The 15639-nt window shown below is 63.8% G+C and carries 14 protein-coding genes, 1 tRNA gene and 1 pseudogene; 9 read left to right on the top strand and 7 right to left on the bottom strand.

Going from position 1 to position 15639, the window contains the following annotated elements:
• Positions 1-212: 212 nt before the first annotated feature.
• Complete coding sequence (locus ACTGJ9_RS06290) at positions 213-1760, top strand: alkaline phosphatase D family protein (protein WP_456676365.1); 1548 nt, start codon at positions 213-215, stop codon at positions 1758-1760.
• A gap of 13 nt (positions 1761-1773) precedes the next feature.
• On the opposite strand, the gene ACTGJ9_RS06285 is transcribed toward ACTGJ9_RS06290, so the two are convergent.
• On the bottom strand, positions 1774-2157 hold the full coding sequence (locus ACTGJ9_RS06285) for a response regulator (protein ID WP_456676364.1): 384 nt from the start codon (positions 2155-2157) through the stop codon (positions 1774-1776).
• A 190-nt stretch (positions 2158-2347) separates the two neighbouring features.
• Here ACTGJ9_RS06285 and ACTGJ9_RS06280 point away from each other — a divergent pair, with 190 nt between their 5' ends.
• The 5 genes and pseudogenes from ACTGJ9_RS06280 to ACTGJ9_RS06260 all read left to right on the top strand — a co-directional run bounded on the left by ACTGJ9_RS06280 (position 2348) and on the right by ACTGJ9_RS06260 (position 9479).
• Positions 2348-3124: a Crp/Fnr family transcriptional regulator gene (locus ACTGJ9_RS06280; protein WP_456676363.1), complete on the top strand. Its 777-nt coding sequence runs from the start codon at positions 2348-2350 to the stop codon at positions 3122-3124.
• A 292-nt stretch (positions 3125-3416) separates the two neighbouring features.
• Entirely contained in the window at positions 3417-5243 is a 1827-nt protein-coding gene (gene typA / locus ACTGJ9_RS06275) for a translational GTPase TypA (protein ID WP_456676362.1), read from the top strand.
• Between the two features lie 172 nt (positions 5244-5415).
• Positions 5416-6660 carry a flavin monoamine oxidase family protein gene (locus ACTGJ9_RS06270; protein ID WP_456676361.1) on the top strand — a complete coding sequence of 415 codons (1245 nt, stop codon included), beginning with the start codon at positions 5416-5418 and terminating at the stop codon, positions 6658-6660.
• A 275-nt stretch (positions 6661-6935) separates the two neighbouring features.
• Positions 6936-8205 (top strand): annotated as a pseudogene (locus ACTGJ9_RS06265) (IS110 family RNA-guided transposase).
• Between the two features lie 110 nt (positions 8206-8315).
• Positions 8316-9479 carry an IS110 family RNA-guided transposase gene (locus ACTGJ9_RS06260; RefSeq protein ID WP_456673537.1) on the top strand — a complete coding sequence of 388 codons (1164 nt, stop codon included), beginning with the start codon at positions 8316-8318 and terminating at the stop codon, positions 9477-9479.
• Positions 9480-10002: 523 nt separating this feature from the next.
• Here ACTGJ9_RS06260 and ACTGJ9_RS06255 read toward each other — a convergent pair.
• On the bottom strand, positions 10003-10410 hold the full coding sequence (locus ACTGJ9_RS06255; protein ID WP_456676360.1) for a thiol-disulfide oxidoreductase DCC family protein: 408 nt from the start codon (positions 10408-10410) through the stop codon (positions 10003-10005).
• A gap of 43 nt (positions 10411-10453) precedes the next feature.
• Positions 10454-11341, bottom strand: a complete 888-nt coding sequence (locus ACTGJ9_RS06250; RefSeq protein WP_456676359.1) for a dienelactone hydrolase family protein — start codon at positions 11339-11341, stop codon at positions 10454-10456.
• A 266-nt stretch (positions 11342-11607) separates the two neighbouring features.
• On the opposite strand from ACTGJ9_RS06250, the gene ACTGJ9_RS06245 reads away from it, so the two are divergent.
• Both ACTGJ9_RS06245 and ppa read left to right on the top strand, forming a co-directional pair.
• Complete coding sequence (locus tag ACTGJ9_RS06245; protein ID WP_128963308.1) at positions 11608-12117, top strand: GNAT family N-acetyltransferase; 510 nt, start codon at positions 11608-11610, stop codon at positions 12115-12117.
• A gap of 179 nt (positions 12118-12296) precedes the next feature.
• Positions 12297-12833, top strand: a complete 537-nt coding sequence (gene ppa / locus ACTGJ9_RS06240; RefSeq protein ID WP_456676358.1) for an inorganic diphosphatase — start codon at positions 12297-12299, stop codon at positions 12831-12833.
• A 43-nt stretch (positions 12834-12876) separates the two neighbouring features.
• Here ppa and folD read toward each other — a convergent pair whose 3' ends face one another.
• Genes folD through ACTGJ9_RS06225 form a run of 3 tightly spaced genes read right to left on the bottom strand, consistent with a single transcriptional unit; the run spans position 12877 to position 14421 of the window.
• A complete protein-coding gene (folD, locus tag ACTGJ9_RS06235; protein ID WP_456676357.1) occupies positions 12877-13761 on the bottom strand; it encodes a bifunctional methylenetetrahydrofolate dehydrogenase/methenyltetrahydrofolate cyclohydrolase FolD in 885 nt (294 codons plus the stop codon).
• A 1-nt stretch (position 13762) separates the two neighbouring features.
• Positions 13763-14095 carry a DUF167 domain-containing protein gene (locus ACTGJ9_RS06230; RefSeq protein WP_456676356.1) on the bottom strand — a complete coding sequence of 111 codons (333 nt, stop codon included), beginning with the start codon at positions 14093-14095 and terminating at the stop codon, positions 13763-13765.
• 35 nt (positions 14096-14130) lie between these two features.
• Complete coding sequence (locus tag ACTGJ9_RS06225; RefSeq protein WP_456678452.1) at positions 14131-14421, bottom strand: YggT family protein; 291 nt, start codon at positions 14419-14421, stop codon at positions 14131-14133.
• Between the two features lie 184 nt (positions 14422-14605).
• On the opposite strand from ACTGJ9_RS06225, the gene ACTGJ9_RS06220 reads away from it, so the two are divergent.
• Positions 14606-14681, top strand: a tRNA-Ala gene (locus ACTGJ9_RS06220).
• A 112-nt stretch (positions 14682-14793) separates the two neighbouring features.
• On the opposite strand, the gene ACTGJ9_RS06215 is transcribed toward ACTGJ9_RS06220, so the two are convergent.
• Entirely contained in the window at positions 14794-15606 is an 813-nt protein-coding gene (locus ACTGJ9_RS06215) for an enoyl-CoA hydratase (RefSeq protein ID WP_456676355.1), read from the bottom strand.
• Between the last annotated feature and the right edge of the window lie 33 nt (positions 15607-15639).

Below are 15639 nucleotides of genomic sequence, written 5' to 3'. Positions count from 1 at the left end.
CGCGTCTCGAACCCATGCAGGCCCGACTTTCGCCCGCGGCCATCCTTCGCGACGCCCGCTATGCGAGCTCCACAGGATGCGGACTGAGGTTGCGGCTCAACTCGACCAAGCGCTTGCGGGCGTAATTGCCGCGTCACATTGCCTCAATATAGGTCGGACTCCATCGTGGCGGCCTCCCAGGCTGGCCGCCCCCGCGAGATCGAGGCCGTCCCATGAAGATCAAATTCTCCCGCCGTCGTTTCCTCACCACCGGCGCCGGTGCGCTTGGCGCGATCGCGATGCCGCATCTGTCGCGCGCGGCCGACCGGCCGGCGGTGACCCATGGCGTGCAGTCCGGCGACATCACCGTCGACGGCGGCGTGGTCTGGGCGCGGACCGACCGGCCGGCGCAGATGCTGGTCGAGGTGGCAACGACGGAATCCTTCAAGGACGCCCGCGCGCTGCCACCGATCGCGGCGCTGCCCGAGAGCGACTTCACTGCGAAGATGCTGGTGGACAATCTTCCTGCTGGCCAGGACATCTTCTACCGCGTCCGCTTCCGCGATCTGTCCCATACTGCGATCGAAGGCGAGCCCGTGGTCGGCCGCTTCCGCACGGCGCCGGCCGACCGCCGCGATGTCAGCTTCGTCTGGGGCGGCGACGTCGCCGGCCAGGGCTGGGGCATCAATCCCGATGACGGGGGCATGGTCACCTTCGCAGCCATGCGAAAGCACCGGCCGGACTTCCTGCTGCATTCCGGCGACACCATCTACGCCGACGGCGTGATCCCCTCCGAGGTCAAGCTTGCCGACGGCAAGATCTGGAAGAACGTCACGATCCCCGAGAAGGCCAAGGTCGCCGAGACGCTGGACGAGTACCGCGCCGCACACAAATACAATTTCACCGACGACAATGTCCGCGCCTTCAATGCCGAGGTACCGATCTTCGTGCAGTGGGACGATCACGAGGTGACCAACAACTGGTCGCTCTCGAAGGATCTGCCGGCGACCTACAAGGTGCGCGACATCTCGCTGCTCGCCGCCCGTGCGGGCCGCGCCTTCCACGAGATGTATCCGATGCGCGAGAGCATCAATGAGCCGGGCCGGGTCTATCGCCAGATATCCTACGGTCCGCATCTCGACGTGTTCGTGCTCGACGAGCGCAGCTATCGCGGCCCGAACGGCGCCAATCTCGAGACGGAGTACGGCCCCGCAAGCTATTTCCTCGGGCCCGAGCAGATGGCGTGGCTGAAGCGCGGCCTGCTCAACTCGCGCGCGACATGGAAGGTGATTGCCTCCGACATGCCGCTCAGCCTGATCGTCTATGACGATGCTACCAACAAAAAGGGTTCGGAAGCGTTCGCGCAAGACGACGGCCCGGCGCGCGGCCGCGAGCTGGAGATCGCCGACATCCTGCGCTTCATCAAGATGGCGCCGATCAAGAACACGGTTTGGCTGACGGCGGACGTGCACTACGCCGCCGCGCATTATTACGATCCGAACAAGGCGCAGTTCCAGGATTTCGAGCCGTTCTGGGAATTCGTCTCGGGTCCGCTCCACGCCGGCACGTTCGGTCCGAACGAGCTCGACAACACCTTCGGCCCCGAGGTGCGCTTCATCAAGGCCCCCGGCCTCGACAAGCAGAATCTGCCGCCGTCCGCCGGCATGCAGTTCTTCGGCCACGTCAAGATCGACGGCGCCTCGGGCCAGATGATTGTGACGTTGCGCGACCGCGCCGACGTCGCGCTGTGGTCGACCACGCTCGATCCAAAGTTCGCCTGAGGCTACCGCGCCGTCACGCGCCGCGCGCCTGCAACGCCGCCTCCAGCGCATCGCTGGAGCACGGCTTTTGCAGCCGCGGACGTGCGGCAAATTGCGGAGGAATGCCGGTGTCCGCGCCGTAGCCGGTGACGAAGACGAAGGGAATTTCCAGCGCAGCGAGCCGCTCGGCGATCGCAAAGCTCTTCTCGCGGATCAACTCGACATCGAGCAGCGCGAAGTCGGGCGCGCGTGCCGTGATCGCATCAAGCGCCTGCGCCACCGACCCCACGGTGCGCACGCTCGTCACGCCGAAGCCGAGCAGTCGATCTTCGAAATCGATGGCGATGATCGGATCGTCCTCGACGATGAGAACATCCGCAGGGAAATCGGCCGGGCGGTCGGGGGAGGCAGGTATCATGATCCTGGCTGCTGTCGAGGGCTGCATGTTTTTTCACCGTTGTGGACAGCCTCTCCCGACGCCTGCGCCCAGCGCATCGGAGGGTTCCCGGAACGAAACTCACCACAGAACAGTTTTGACGTCTGTCCACATGTGCACACAAGCAGCCGACGGAACCAGCTAATGTGGAAAGGAGGATGGGGAGATCACGATGGACGCGCGCATCAGCAAGGCAAACGAGATCGAGAGCCGCCCCGTCAACAATCTGTTGCGGCGTTTGAACGCGGCAGATTACGCGCTGCTCGCACCACACGTCACGTTCGACGACGTCGATGCAAATCATCTGCTCTACAGTCCCGGCGACGATGTCGAGATCGTGCATTTTCCCTGTGGTCCGTCGCTCGCGACGTTTCTGGTCCCGAATGAGGACGGCCGCGACGTCGAGACCATTCTGGTCGGTCGCGAGGGCGCGGTGGGCGGCATTGTCAGCGAGGGATTTCTGCCGGCTTACACCCGCATCTGCGTGAAATTCGGCGGCCCGTTTGCGCGCATTCACGTCGGCAAGGTGGAGGCGGCCAAGGCGCGCTCGCCGTCGCTGCGCAATATCTTCGCCCGCTACGCCGACTGCATGCTGGCGCAAATTTTCCAGTCGACCGCCTGCAACGCCATCCACTCGATCGAGCAGCGCACGGCGAAATGGATCTTGGCGGCGATGGAGCGGACCGGCGACGAGAGTTGCGTGCCGCTGACGCACGAGCAGCTCGCCACATTGCTCGGGGTTGGGCGCAGCTATGCGAGCCGCGTGCTGCAATCGTTCAAGGCCGAAGGCGTGCTCGACACGCGGCGCGGCTCGATCCTGGTCCGCAACCATGACGGCCTGCGGCTGCGCGCCTGCCTCTGCAACGACGCCGTGAAGATGCATTTCGAGGAGGTGCTGCGCGGGGTCTATCCGACGGAAGAGCCCGAGCGCGGCTCCGCTCAGGGCTGATTGAAGCGGCCAGCCCGGGCTAAAGGGCCGATTTGATTCAGGATCGTCCCTAACCTCCGGGGATTCCCGGACAAAATTCAATCACCCAACCCCGAAAGAACGCATTGTTTTTTGGCGCTTTTTGCTTATATTGCGCCGCAAACGCGTAGGCTGCCCGGTCGATATGACCGGGTTTGCTTTTTGGGCGTAGCAGGCCCCGTTTTCCACGTTTCCAGCGTTATCCGTGAAAAGGTCCCGGCTTGACCGGCGAGATCGCGCTTAACCCATTGTCCGATCGCAAAGAAGCTCACTCATGAATCTTCGTAACGTCGCCATCATCGCCCACGTCGACCACGGCAAGACCACCCTCGTCGACAAGCTCCTCCAGCAATCCGGCACGTTCCGCGAGAACCAGAAGGTGACGGATCGCGCCATGGACTCCAACGACCTGGAGCGCGAGCGTGGCATCACCATTCTGGCCAAGGCGGCCTCGGTGCAGTGGAAGGACACCCGCGTCAACATCGTCGACACCCCCGGCCACGCCGATTTCGGCGGTGAGGTCGAGCGCATCCTGAACATGGTGGACGGCGCGCTGGTGCTGGTGGACGCCGCCGAAGGCCCGCTGCCGCAAACCAAGTTCGTGGTCTCCAAGGCGCTCAAGGTCGGCCTCAAGCCGATCGTCGTCATCAACAAGGTCGACCGTCCCGACGCGCGTCCGACCGAAGTCATCAACGAGGTGTTCGACCTGTTCGCGGCGCTCGACGCCAGCGAGGAGCAGCTCGACTTCCCGATCCTGTACGGGTCGGCCAAGCAGGGCTGGATGGCCGAGAGCCCCGAGGGTCCGCAGGACAAGGGCATGGAGCCGCTGTTCGACCTGATCCTGCGCCACGTCGCGCCGCCGACGGTCGAGGAAGGTCCGTTCAGGATGATCGGCACCATCCTCGAGGCCAACCCCTATCTCGGCCGCATCATCACCGGCCGTATCTCGTCCGGCGTTCTCAAGCCGAACCAGCAGGTCAAGGTGCTGCATGCCGACGGCAAGCTGGTCGAGACCGGACGCATCACCAAGATCCTGGCATTCCGCGGTCTCGAGCGCACGCCGCTCGACGAGGCCGAAGCCGGCGACATCGTCGCCATTGCCGGCCTGACCAAGGGCACCGTGGCCGACACCTTCTGCGATCCGACCGTCGAGGTGCCGCTGCCGGCGCAGCCGATCGACCCGCCGACCGTGTCGATGTCGTTCATCGTCAACAACTCTCCCCTTGCCGGCACTGAAGGCGACAAGGTGACGAGCCGCATGATCCGCGACCGTCTCTTGCGCGAAGCCGAGGGTAACGTCGCGCTGCGCGTCGTCGAGGCCGCCGACAAGGATGCGATGGAAGTGTCCGGCCGCGGCGAATTGCAGCTCGCGATCCTGATCGAGACCATGCGCCGCGAAGGCTTCGAGCTCTCGGTGTCGCGCCCGCGCGTCGTGTTCCAGAAGGACGAAGCGACCGGCGCCACCATGGAGCCGATCGAGGAAGTCGTGATCGACGTCGACGAGGAGCATTCCGGCGTCGTCGTGCAGAAGATGAGCGAGCGCAAGTCCGAGCTGGTCGAGATGAAGCCCTCGGGCGGCAACCGCCTGCGCCTGGTGTTCTACGCGCCGACCCGCGGCCTGATCGGCTACCAGGGCGAACTGCTGACCGACACCCGCGGCACCGCGATCATGAACCGCCTGTTCCACGGCTATGCCCCGTATAAGGGCGAGATCCAGGGCCGCCGCAACGGCGTCCTGATCTCCAACGACCAGGGCGAAGCGGTGGCTTACGCCATGTTCAAGCTGGAAGACCGCGGCCCGATGATGATCGAGCCCGGCTGGAAGGTCTACAAGGGCATGATCGTCGGCGAGCACACCCGCGACAACGATCTCGAGATCAACGTGCTCAAGGGCAAGCAGCTCACCAACATCCGCACGACGTCGAAGGACGAGGCCGTGCGCTTGACCCCGCCGATCCGCATGACGCTCGAAAAGGCGCTCGCCTATATCGAGGACGACGAGCTCGTCGAGGTCACCCCGAAGTCGATCCGCCTGCGCAAGAAGCACCTCGATCCGAACGAGCGCAAGCGCGCGGAAAAGTCCAAGGAAGCGGTGGCCTAAGCTGTCGTTCTCGCCCGCTGTCATTCCCCGCGAAAGCGGGGAATGCAGTACGCCGCACTCTCTCGGCCCTCTAACGACTGCCTCGGGAACACTGGATCACCTGCTTCCGCGGGTGATGGCACCTGATTTGCGGTGACTTTAGCGCGTACCAGAGACGTGCTAGAGCCCATCCATGTCCTTCCCCTCTTCCGTCGACGTCGCGATCATCGGTGCCGGTGCAGCCGGTCTCGGCGCGGCGCACGCGCTGGCCGGCTCCGGCCTCTCCGTGATCGTGCTGGAAGCGCGCAACCGGCTCGGCGGCCGCGCCTGGACCGTGCAGGCCTCGCCTGAGGTCACCTTCGATGTCGGCTGCGGCTGGCTTCACTCGGCCGACCAGAACTCGTTCGTTCCAATCGCCCGGCACCTCGGCTTCGAGCTCAACACCGACCTGCCGCCCTGGAGCGATCGCGCCTTTGGCGATGCCTTTCCGGAAGCCCTGCGCGAGGATTTCGGACGCGCCATCGACGCGTTCTACGAACGCGCGTCGCAAGGTGCGGAAAAAGACGAGGATGCACCTGCCTCCCACTATCTCGAAGCGGGCAATCGCTGGAACCCAATGATCGACGCGGTCTCGACCTATGTGAACGGGTGCGAGCTCGACCAGGTCTCGATCCTGGATATGGAGGCCTACGACGATACCTACTTCAATTGGCGCGTGCGCGCCGGTTATGGGACGCTGATCGCGGCCTATGGCGCGCCCTGCCCGGTGGCGCTGAATTGCAACGTCACGCTGATCGATCACTCGAACAAGCGCGTCCGCATCGAGACGTCACCGGGCACGCTGACGTCGGACAAGGCGATCGTCACCGTACCGACCAATCTCATCGCCGACGAAGCGATCCGCTTCTCGCCGCCGCTGCCGGCCAAAGTCGACGCAGCGCGCGGCCTGCCGCTCGGCGTCGACGACAAGGTGACGCTGGCGCTCGAGGACGCCGACGCCTTCCCGAAAGAAGGCAATCTGCGCGGCGCCACCATGCGCACCGCGATGGGTACCTACCACATCCGCCCTTTTGGTCAGCCCTGCATCGAAGGCTTCTTCGGCGGCAGCTTTGCAAGGGAGCTCGAAGACGCCGGCAATGGCGCGTTCGCGGCCCAGAGCATCGACGAGATCGCGAGCTTTCTCGGCAACGACATCCGCCGCAAGCTGAAGCCGCTGTACGAGTCGCGCTGGGCGCATGATCCGTTTGCCCGCGGCGCCTATTCGCATGCGCTGCCCGGCCACGCCGGTGATCGCGCAGTGTTGGCCGCGCCAGTGGATGGCCGGCTATTCTTCGCGGGAGAAGCGACGTCGCCGAATTTCTTCACGACGGCACATGGCGCGCGGGATTCAGGCGAGCGGGCGGCGCAGGAAGTGCTCGCGGCTTTGGGCAAGCCGTAACTACAAACTCCGTCATTGCGAGTTGGGACCGGCTTGAGGAGCCGACGCGCGCTGAATGAAACTTTTCACGGGTGGGCGAAGGCGGTAGACTGGAGCGCCGTCGGCAAAGAGGTCGATTACTCTCTGGTGCGTGAGAGCCCGGTTGCGAGTTGGACCCGGGTTGCCTGGATGACCCACACTGGCGCGGAGGAGCCGCAAGGCTCTGGAGCACGCTTCCTAGCATTCTTTTCTGACAGGCGCCTATGCCGCCGGCGCCAAATGTTGAGGAGAGAAGCATGGATATTTTGTACGAGCGGGTGGCAGGCCTGGACGTGCACAGGGACACGGTCGTGGCCTGTGTGCGGATCATGGTCGATGGCAAGGCGCAGCGGGAGTGCCGGACCTTTTTGGCCACGACGGAGCAGCTTGTGGAACTGCGAAGGTGGCTGGAAGAATGCCGGTGCACGCATGTGGCGATGGAGGCGACGGGGTCTACTGGATGCCGGTGTTCCGGATCCTGGGCGAAGGCGCCTTTGACCTGATCATCGCCAATGCAGCGCACATCAAGAACGTGCCGGGACGCAAGACCGACATGAACGATGCGATGTGGATTGCCGATCTGTTGGCCTGCGGGCTGATCAAGGGCAGCTTCATTCCGGAGGAGGAGGTGCAGGAGCTGCGCGCGCTGACGCGGACGCGCAAGCAACTGGTGCGCGAGCAGACGCGGCACGTGCAGCGGATCGACAAGACGCTGGCGGAAGCCAACATCAAGCTCGGCTCGGTAATCTCCGACATCATGGGCGCGAGCGGGCGGCGGATCATCCAGGCGATGATCGAGGGCGTGCGGCAGCCGAACAAGCTGGCCGAGCTTGCCGGCAAGCAGATCAAGGCGTCGCCAAAGGAGCTTTACGATGCGTTGCACGGGCGCCTGACGGATCACCACCGCTTCCTGCTCGCGCTTCATCTGCGCCAATGGGATGGTCTGGATGAAACGATTCGCAAGCTCGATGCCGAAATCGCTCAGCGGATCGAGGGCATGGAAGCGGAAATCGATGGCGGCAAAACCCCCTTTCGCCACCTGATCGAATTGCTGACCACGATTCCCGGGGTCAGCGCAGTGGCGGCGCCAGCCATTCTGTCCGAGATCGGCGCCGACATGAGCCGTTTCCAGACCGCCGGCCATCTCGTCGCCTGGGCCGGACTGTGTCCCGGGCAGAACGAGAGCGCCGGCAAGCGCAAGTCCTCGCGCCTGCGCAAGGGGCACCGTGGCTCAAGACCATGCTCGTTCAATGTGCCTGGGCCGCCAAGCGCGCAAAGAACAGCTACTACCGAGCCCAATTCTTCCGCTTGCAGGCCAAACGCGGGCCGCAAAAAGCCATCTGTGCCGTCGCCGCCTCGATCCTCACCGCCATCTATCACATCCTCAAGAACGGCACGGAGCACCATGACCTCGGCGCCGACTACTTCGACCGCCGGCCCACCGAGGTCAAAGCAAGCCGACTGGTCGCACGTCTCAAAAAGCTCGGCTTCGCCGTTCAACTCCAGCCCATAGCGGAGGCCGCCTGACGCCAAACGACCAACCGTTTCTTCCTAGCGCAGCGAAGATTCCATGGGGAGTGGATAGCAGCCAAGTCTGAGGCCAGACTGAGGTTGCTGAAACACTCAACCTGGAGACAATGATGTTGCTCGATCATCCTTCCGACGGACTGGCCGCTATCCGCACGCAGTTTGGCGCAATTTTCGTGTCATTGGAACTGAGCCGCTCGACATGGCTGGTGACCTCGCTGTCGCCCGGCAAGGGCGAGAAGATGTCGAAGCGCAGCGTGGAGGCCGGCGATCTTGCGGAACTCTTGAAGCTGTTTGCGGAGCTGAAGCGCAAGGCACAGGCGCGAACGGGTGAGAGCTATCCGATCATCACGATCCAGGAGGCGGGGCTGGACGGGTTCTGGCTGCACCGCGCCTTGCAGCAGGAAGGCATCGAGAGCCACGTGGTCGATCCGGCCTCGATTGCGACGCCGCGCCGGCGCAGGCGGGCCAAGACGGATCGGCTCGATGGCGAGACGCTGTTGCGGGCGCTTCTGGCCTATAAGCGCGGCGAGCCGCGGGTCTGCGCGATGGTGGTGGCGCCCTCTCCGGAAGCGGAGGACCGCCGCAGGCTTTGCCGCGAGCGGCGGACATTGATCGCCGAGCGGATCGAGCATGTGAACCGGATCAAGGGCGTTCTGTTCGCGCAAGGGATATTCGGCTACGTGCCGCTGCGGCGCGATCGACGGGCACGGCTCGAAGCCTTGCGGACCGGAGATGGGCGCATGCTGCCGGCGCATCTGAAGGCCCAGATCAGCCGCGAGCTCGATCGTCTCGAACTGCTGCTCGACCAGATCGCGGCGGTGGAGCGCGAGCAGGAGGCGTTGCTGGTCGTGAGCAAGCCAGCCGGGGAGAAGGCGGATCCCGTCACGATGCTGCTCGCCCTGAAGAGCATGGGCCCGAACTTCGCGGCCGTTCTCTGGACGGAGGCGTTCTGGCGGCAATTCGCCAACCGCCGTCAGGTTGCGTCCTATGCCGGTCTTGCGGCCACGCCATGGCGGAGCGGCGGCATCGAGCGCGAACAAGGGGTGTCGAAGGCCGGCAATCCGCGGCTGAGGACCACGATGATCCAGCTCGCCTGGTTGTGGATACGCCACCAGCCTCAATCGGCGCTGACCCAGTGGTTCAAGGCCAACAGCCAGCGCGGCCGCAAGCGCACGATCGTGGCGCTGGCCCGCAAGCTGCTCGTGGCCTTGTGGAAGTACGTGACCGCCGGCGTCGTGATCGAGGGAGCCGTGATGAAGACCGTCGCCTGATGCAACGCTTCCCGCAGCCTTAAAACCAATCAGCCGAGGAACGATCAGCCTCGGCCGATCCGGGGTGGACGAACCGATGGATTGCATGGCTTCAAACGCCGCAACGAAGAATGGTCCCGTCCTCTCGAGCCTGCCCGCCGCAAGCGGAATGTTGGTGCAGTCGCTACCGCGCGACGACCGGATGTGAGTTTGATCTGGCACGCAAAACCAGATTGTCAAAACCGGCTCGACCCTGAGATCGCTGAACCATAAGGAGGAGTTCGCCCGCGGCCTCCCGACCACACAAGCCTGATGGCGTGCTCGATCACGTCAAGGTCAAGCCGCTGCGCGGCGGCTCTAACGAGCCGACCTTGACGCGATCTCCGCGCGCCATCCGAAACATCCCGCGGTCGGGACGAAGAGCTGGCCTGCAATCGAACAAAGAGCTGAACAACCGCCTTGACACACCTAATCCCCATGTGAGCAATCCAGCGTCTTTTCGCGGCAGCAGTCTGGATTGCTTTGCTACGCTCGCAACGACGAACTACTCGATGACTCGTGCCCGCAAGTCGGCATCCAGCACGAAGCACGCGTCGTACTTACCAAAAATGCGATAGCGATTGCGTGCGACGAGGCTGTAGACCGCATTGCGCAGCGGTTTCGGCACGGCGGACAGCGCGCGCACCCAACCCCAGCCCGGAAGATGCGAGAGCACCGTCAGCGCGGCATCCGATTTCATGAACACCTCGCTGCCATGAACCACCGCGTTGGTGTCGGGATCATCGGGATCGATGCCGAACGTCCGCGCGAGCTTTGCCCCGTAATCCGACTGAATCGGCGTGAACCGAAACCGCTTCGCGGTGTCGCGCTGCGCTACGAAGCGCACCCAGCGCGAGCAGAAGATACAGACGCCATCGAACAGGATCACGTCGTCATCGGGCCATTGTTGCATCAGTGGTTATCCAACATCCGGGGCGCGATCAGGAAGTACAGCGTCATGGCTTCTTCGCCACCACCAACTTTATCGCGCGATCGAGCTCGCTGCTTGCGGCATGAACGCCCGCCTCGGTCTCGACCATCCAATGACCCTCGCTGCCGACCGCCGGCAGGATGCGAACTTCGTCCTTGCCGCCGCCGCTGCGAAACGCATTCGCCAGCTCCTTCGAAAATGCCGGCGCGAAATAGCTGTCATTGGCCGCAACCAGCGATATGACGGGAATACGCGCCGCCCCGCCGAATTCGGCCGCAGCCGCGAGGAGCGTATGTGGCGCGCAGACCTTGTTCGGCTCGTCATTGGCGTGACCGCCGCGTCCGGGCGCAAAAGCGATGATCGCGGAAATCCGTTTCGGATCGGCGTTCGCAAGCGCCAGTGCACCCCAGCCGCCTGCGGAGTGTCCGATCACGACCGCGGCATCCTTGCGAATGAAATCCTGCTTTTGCAGATAGTCCAGCGCGAGCGAAATATCCTCCGCGGTGGCGCGGCCCGCGCGCGCGTAGTCCGCCTCATCACAGCCGCCCTGGTCCTCGACATAGCGGCCGCCGGTCGCACCATGGCCGAGCCGCTCCGGCACCAGCACGGCAAAGCCGCGTGCGACAAGAAACGCTGCGAGTGCGTGGTACTCCGGCTGCGGCATTTGTGCGCGACGCAGCACATTCTGCGTCGAGGCATGCGCAATCACGGCGAGGCGGAACGGACCGGCACCGGCGGGACGAAACAGCAGCGCACGTGCGGCAATGTCGGTATCCGGAGACGGCACGCGCCATTCCTGCCGACGGAACGGCTCGCTCTCTGCGCCCGCTGCCCCGAACGTGACCTGAGCGCACAGAGGCTGTGCTGTCAGTACGGACAGCAGAACTAGAGCAAGGGTATCGAGGAGCCGCATGAAGGGCCGAGGGCGAACACGGATGACACAGGCCAGACTAGTCGGAACGAATCACTCTGGGCGGACTTTCTGCGTTGCCATCACCGTTCATTCGTTGAGACGGCGGAGTTTTGCACCGGCGCATGGCAGCCCACGGCCGTTCGAAATGACGGCTTGTCTTTTTTCGGCACAACATGGTTAAAATACTGATGCAGAAAGTCCACAGGTTAACCGATAATTAACGATAGGTCTTGCCGCCAGCGCGGCGACTTGGTTTGATCGCCTCCATGAGCACAACCCTGATCGAGGTCCGGCCGGCCAAAGCCGCAGATGCAACTGCGGTGGCGTCCACCCATGACGAAGCCTGGCGTTCCGCCTATCAGGGCATCATTCCCGGCGCCGAGCTGGAGAAGCTGATCAACCGTCGCGGTCCGCAGTGGTGGGACAGCGCGATCCGCAAGGGCAGCCGCGTCAGCGTGCTCGTGTTCGGTGACAAGATCGCAGGCTACGCGAACTATGGCCGCAATCGCGCCCGCAGCCTGCATTTCGACGGCGAGATCTACGAGCTGTACCTGCGCCCCGAGTTTCAGGGCCTCGGCTTCGGCCGCCGCCTGTTCACCGCCGCGCGCCGCGACCTCATGCAGAGCAATCTGAAGAGCATGGTGGTGTGGGCGCTCTCGGACAACGATCCGGCAACCGAGTTCTACCGGGCGTTGGGCGGCCGCATGGTGGCACGCTCATCTGAGCGGTTCGGGCCGAAGGCGCTCGACAAGGTTGCCTTCGCCTGGACCAATTGAGCTGCTGAAACCTTAATCGGTAGCGCTGCGCATCTGTCGATACCGTTGCTTCTTGCACCGGTGATCGCGGGATTCATTATTTCAAAAAACACGATGGATCGGGGGACCAAGCCCGCGTATGACAGCGCCAAAATCGCTGCCGGGCGCGATTTAACCTCGGCAACAACGGAGCCTTTTGAATGCGTATCGATGCGATCTCGATCGGAAAGAACGTCCCTGAGGACGTCAACGTCATCATTGAAGTCCCCGTGGGCGGCGAACCGATCAAATACGAGATGGACAAGGAAGCCGGCACGTTGGTGGTTGACCGCTTCCTCTACACGCCGATGCGTTACCCCGGAAACTACGGTTTCATCCCGCACACTTTGTCCGATGACGGCGATCCCTGCGACGTGCTGATCATCAACACCCGCGCCATCATCCCGGGCGCCGTGATGAGCGTGCGCCCGGTTGGCGTGCTGTTCATGGAGGACGAGGCCGGCGGCGACGAGAAGATTCTGGCGGTGCCGTCGTCAAAGCTGACGCAGCGCTACGACAAGGTGAAGTCGTATTCCGACCTGCCGGATATCACGCTGCAGCAGATCCAGCACTTCTTCGAGCACTACAAGGACCTCGAACCGGGCAAGTGGGTGAAGATCACGCGCTGGGGCGGCCCCGAGGAGGCGCAGAAGCTGATCCTCGAAGGCATCGAGCGCGAGAAGAAAAAGAAGGCTTGAGCTTTGCTCCCTCGCCCCGCAAGCGGAGCGAGGTGAAGTCAACTTACACCGCCGGCTTCGGCAAACCCGCGATCGCGCAAGCTGCGCGCAGCGTGTTCACGAGCAGACAGGCAACCGTCATCTGGCCGACGCCACCCGGCACCGGCGTCACCGCACCGGCAACGGCAAGCGCTTCCTGGTAGGCGACATCGCCGACGAGGCGGGTCTTGCCGTCGTCCTTCGGGATGCGGTTGATGCCAACGTCGATCACGGTCGCACCCGGCTTCAGCCAGTCGCCACGCACCATCTCCGGCCGGCCGACCGCGGCATAGACGAGATCGGCCTGCTTCACGAGCCCGGGCAGGTCGCGCGAGCGCGAATGGGCGATCGTCACGGTGGCGTTCTCGTTCAGCAGCAACTGCACCAGCGGGCGGCCGACCAAATTGGAGCGGCCGATCACGATGGCGTTCATGCCCTCGAGGGAAGAGTGCACGCTTTTGGTCAGGATGATGCAGCCGAGCGGCGTGCAGGGCGACAGCGCCTCGAAACCGCCGGCGAGCCGCCCGGCATTGTTCGGATGCAGGCCGTCGACATCCTTGGCAGGATCGATGGCATTGATCACAGCCTCGGTGTTCAGGCCCTTGGGCAATGGCAATTGCACAAGCACGCCGTGCACGGCGGGATCGCGATTGAGCTTTGCCACAACGGCCAGCAGATCGGCTTGCGAGACGTCCGCCGGCAGCCTGTGCTCGAACGAGGCCATGCCGGCAGCCTGGGTCTGGGTGTGCTTGGAGCGGACATAAACTTCGCTGGCGGGATCGTTGCCGACCAGAACCACTGCGAGGCCCGGCACCGGATTGTGCTCGCGCTTGACGCGGGCGACCTCGTCGGCGACGCGCGCACGAAGGTCCGCGGCGATGACTTTTCCATCGATGATCTTGGCGGTCATGTCAGTTCCCTTGGTCAATCGATTTAGCAGACGCGAGCTCGCGCAACGCCTCGGCAAGCCGTACCGGATCACCCGCGACGGCGACCTGCTTCAGCCGCGACGTCGTCCCCGACAAAAGACTGACGCTGGCCTTGGGTACGCCGAGCGATTTCGCCAGCAGCACTAGCACGGCGCGATTGGCCTCGCCGCCATCGGCGATGGCGCGTACGCGCAATTTCAATACGGTGCGGCCGTCGGAGAGCTGCTCGATCCCGTCGACGCCGTCACGTCCGCCACGCGGCGTCACCCGCAACGCGATGCTGACGCCCGCGGTGGAGATGCGCCAGGGGTCCATTGAGAGTCCATCGAGGCTACACCGGTCCCGCTGGGCTACGGCACGTTCGGATAGACGTACTCGGCGAGATAAAGCTGGATCAGCCAAAGCACGAAGAACGCGACAATCGGAGACATATCGAGCCCACCCATCGCGGGCAGCCTGCGCCTGATAGGGCCAAGGACCGGTTCGGTAATCCGATAGAGAAATTCCGCGATCGCTCCGACGAACTGGTTGCGGGTATTCACGACATTGAACGCAATCAACCAGGACAGGATTGCCGATGCGATCAACAGATAGATGTAGAGATTGATGATCTGGATCAGAATGAAGACTATCGGGCGCATCAGCGAAACACTCTCTCGGCCGGTCGCGGGACGGGTCATGGCTAGATATCGGTTCCCTCCGGCCCAAACAAGGGAAGTCGGTGCCCGGATGGCTAAAACCGCGTTACACCCGTCCTTGACTTGACCTTGGCGGGGACTTAAATGGCGCCCGGTTGTCGGCCGCGTTTACCAGAGCGGCCAGCAAGGGGCCATAGCTCAGCTGGGAGAGCGCGTCGTTCGCAATGACGAGGTCGGCGGTTCGATCCCGCCTGGCTCCACCACGCTTCGCCCTTCCGGCTACGCGTGGCGCAGCCACGAGAAGCCTGAAGGGCGAAGCGTGGTGTCCGGCGAAGCCCAAAGGGCGAAGACGGACTCTCTCCCCGGAAAATCCCCCTACTTCCCCGTAAACCGCGGCGGCCGCTTCTCCATGAAGCTCGCAACGCCCTCCCGAAAATCGCTCCCGTTCAGCGCCACCATCATCTCCCGGTTCGCCTCGATGGTCGCCTCGCCGAGCGTCTGGAACGGCACCTCGTAGAGCTGCCGCTTGATCACGGCCATTGCGCTCGGCGAGACCAAATCGGCGAGATCGCGGGCATAGGCGTAAGTCTCCTCGCGCAGCTTTTCGGGCGAGCAGAGCCGGTTGACCAGCCCGATTCGTAACGCCTCCTCGCTCGAGACGCGCCGCGCCGAGAGCAACAAATCCATCGCATTGGCATGACCGACGATGCGCGGCAGCATCCAGCTGATGCCGTGCTCGGCAATCAGGCCGCGCCGCGCGAAGGCCGTCGTGAACACGGTGTTGTCGGCGGCAAAGCGCAGGTCGCAATAAAGCGCGTGGACGAGGCCGATGCCGGCCGTCGCCCCGTTGAGCATCGCGATCACAGGCTTGCCGATCGACGGATAGAAGCCGTAGCGCGTTTGCCAGTCCGGCCGGCGGTTCATGTCGAATGGCGGCAGGTTCGAGGCACGCCTGATGTCGTTCGGATCGAGCCCTTTCAGCGCGTCCATGTCGGCGCCGGCGCAGAAGGCCCGGCCCGCGCCCGTCAGCACGATGACGCGGACATTGTCATCGGCGCTCGACGCTTCCATGGCATGGCGCACGTCGCGCTCCATGACGGGCGTCCACGCGTTCATACGTTCAGGGCGATTGAGTGTGATGGTCGCGATCCGGTCGCTCACGTCATAGAGGATGTGTTCATAAGCCATCGCGTTCTCCCTATTTTTGGCCGGCACGCGTTC

The sequence above is a fragment of the Bradyrhizobium sp. RDM12 genome, from assembly GCF_051917485.1.
GTDB lineage: Bacteria > Pseudomonadota > Alphaproteobacteria > Rhizobiales > Xanthobacteraceae > Bradyrhizobium.
This window is presented reverse-complemented; position numbering and strand designations above follow the sequence as displayed.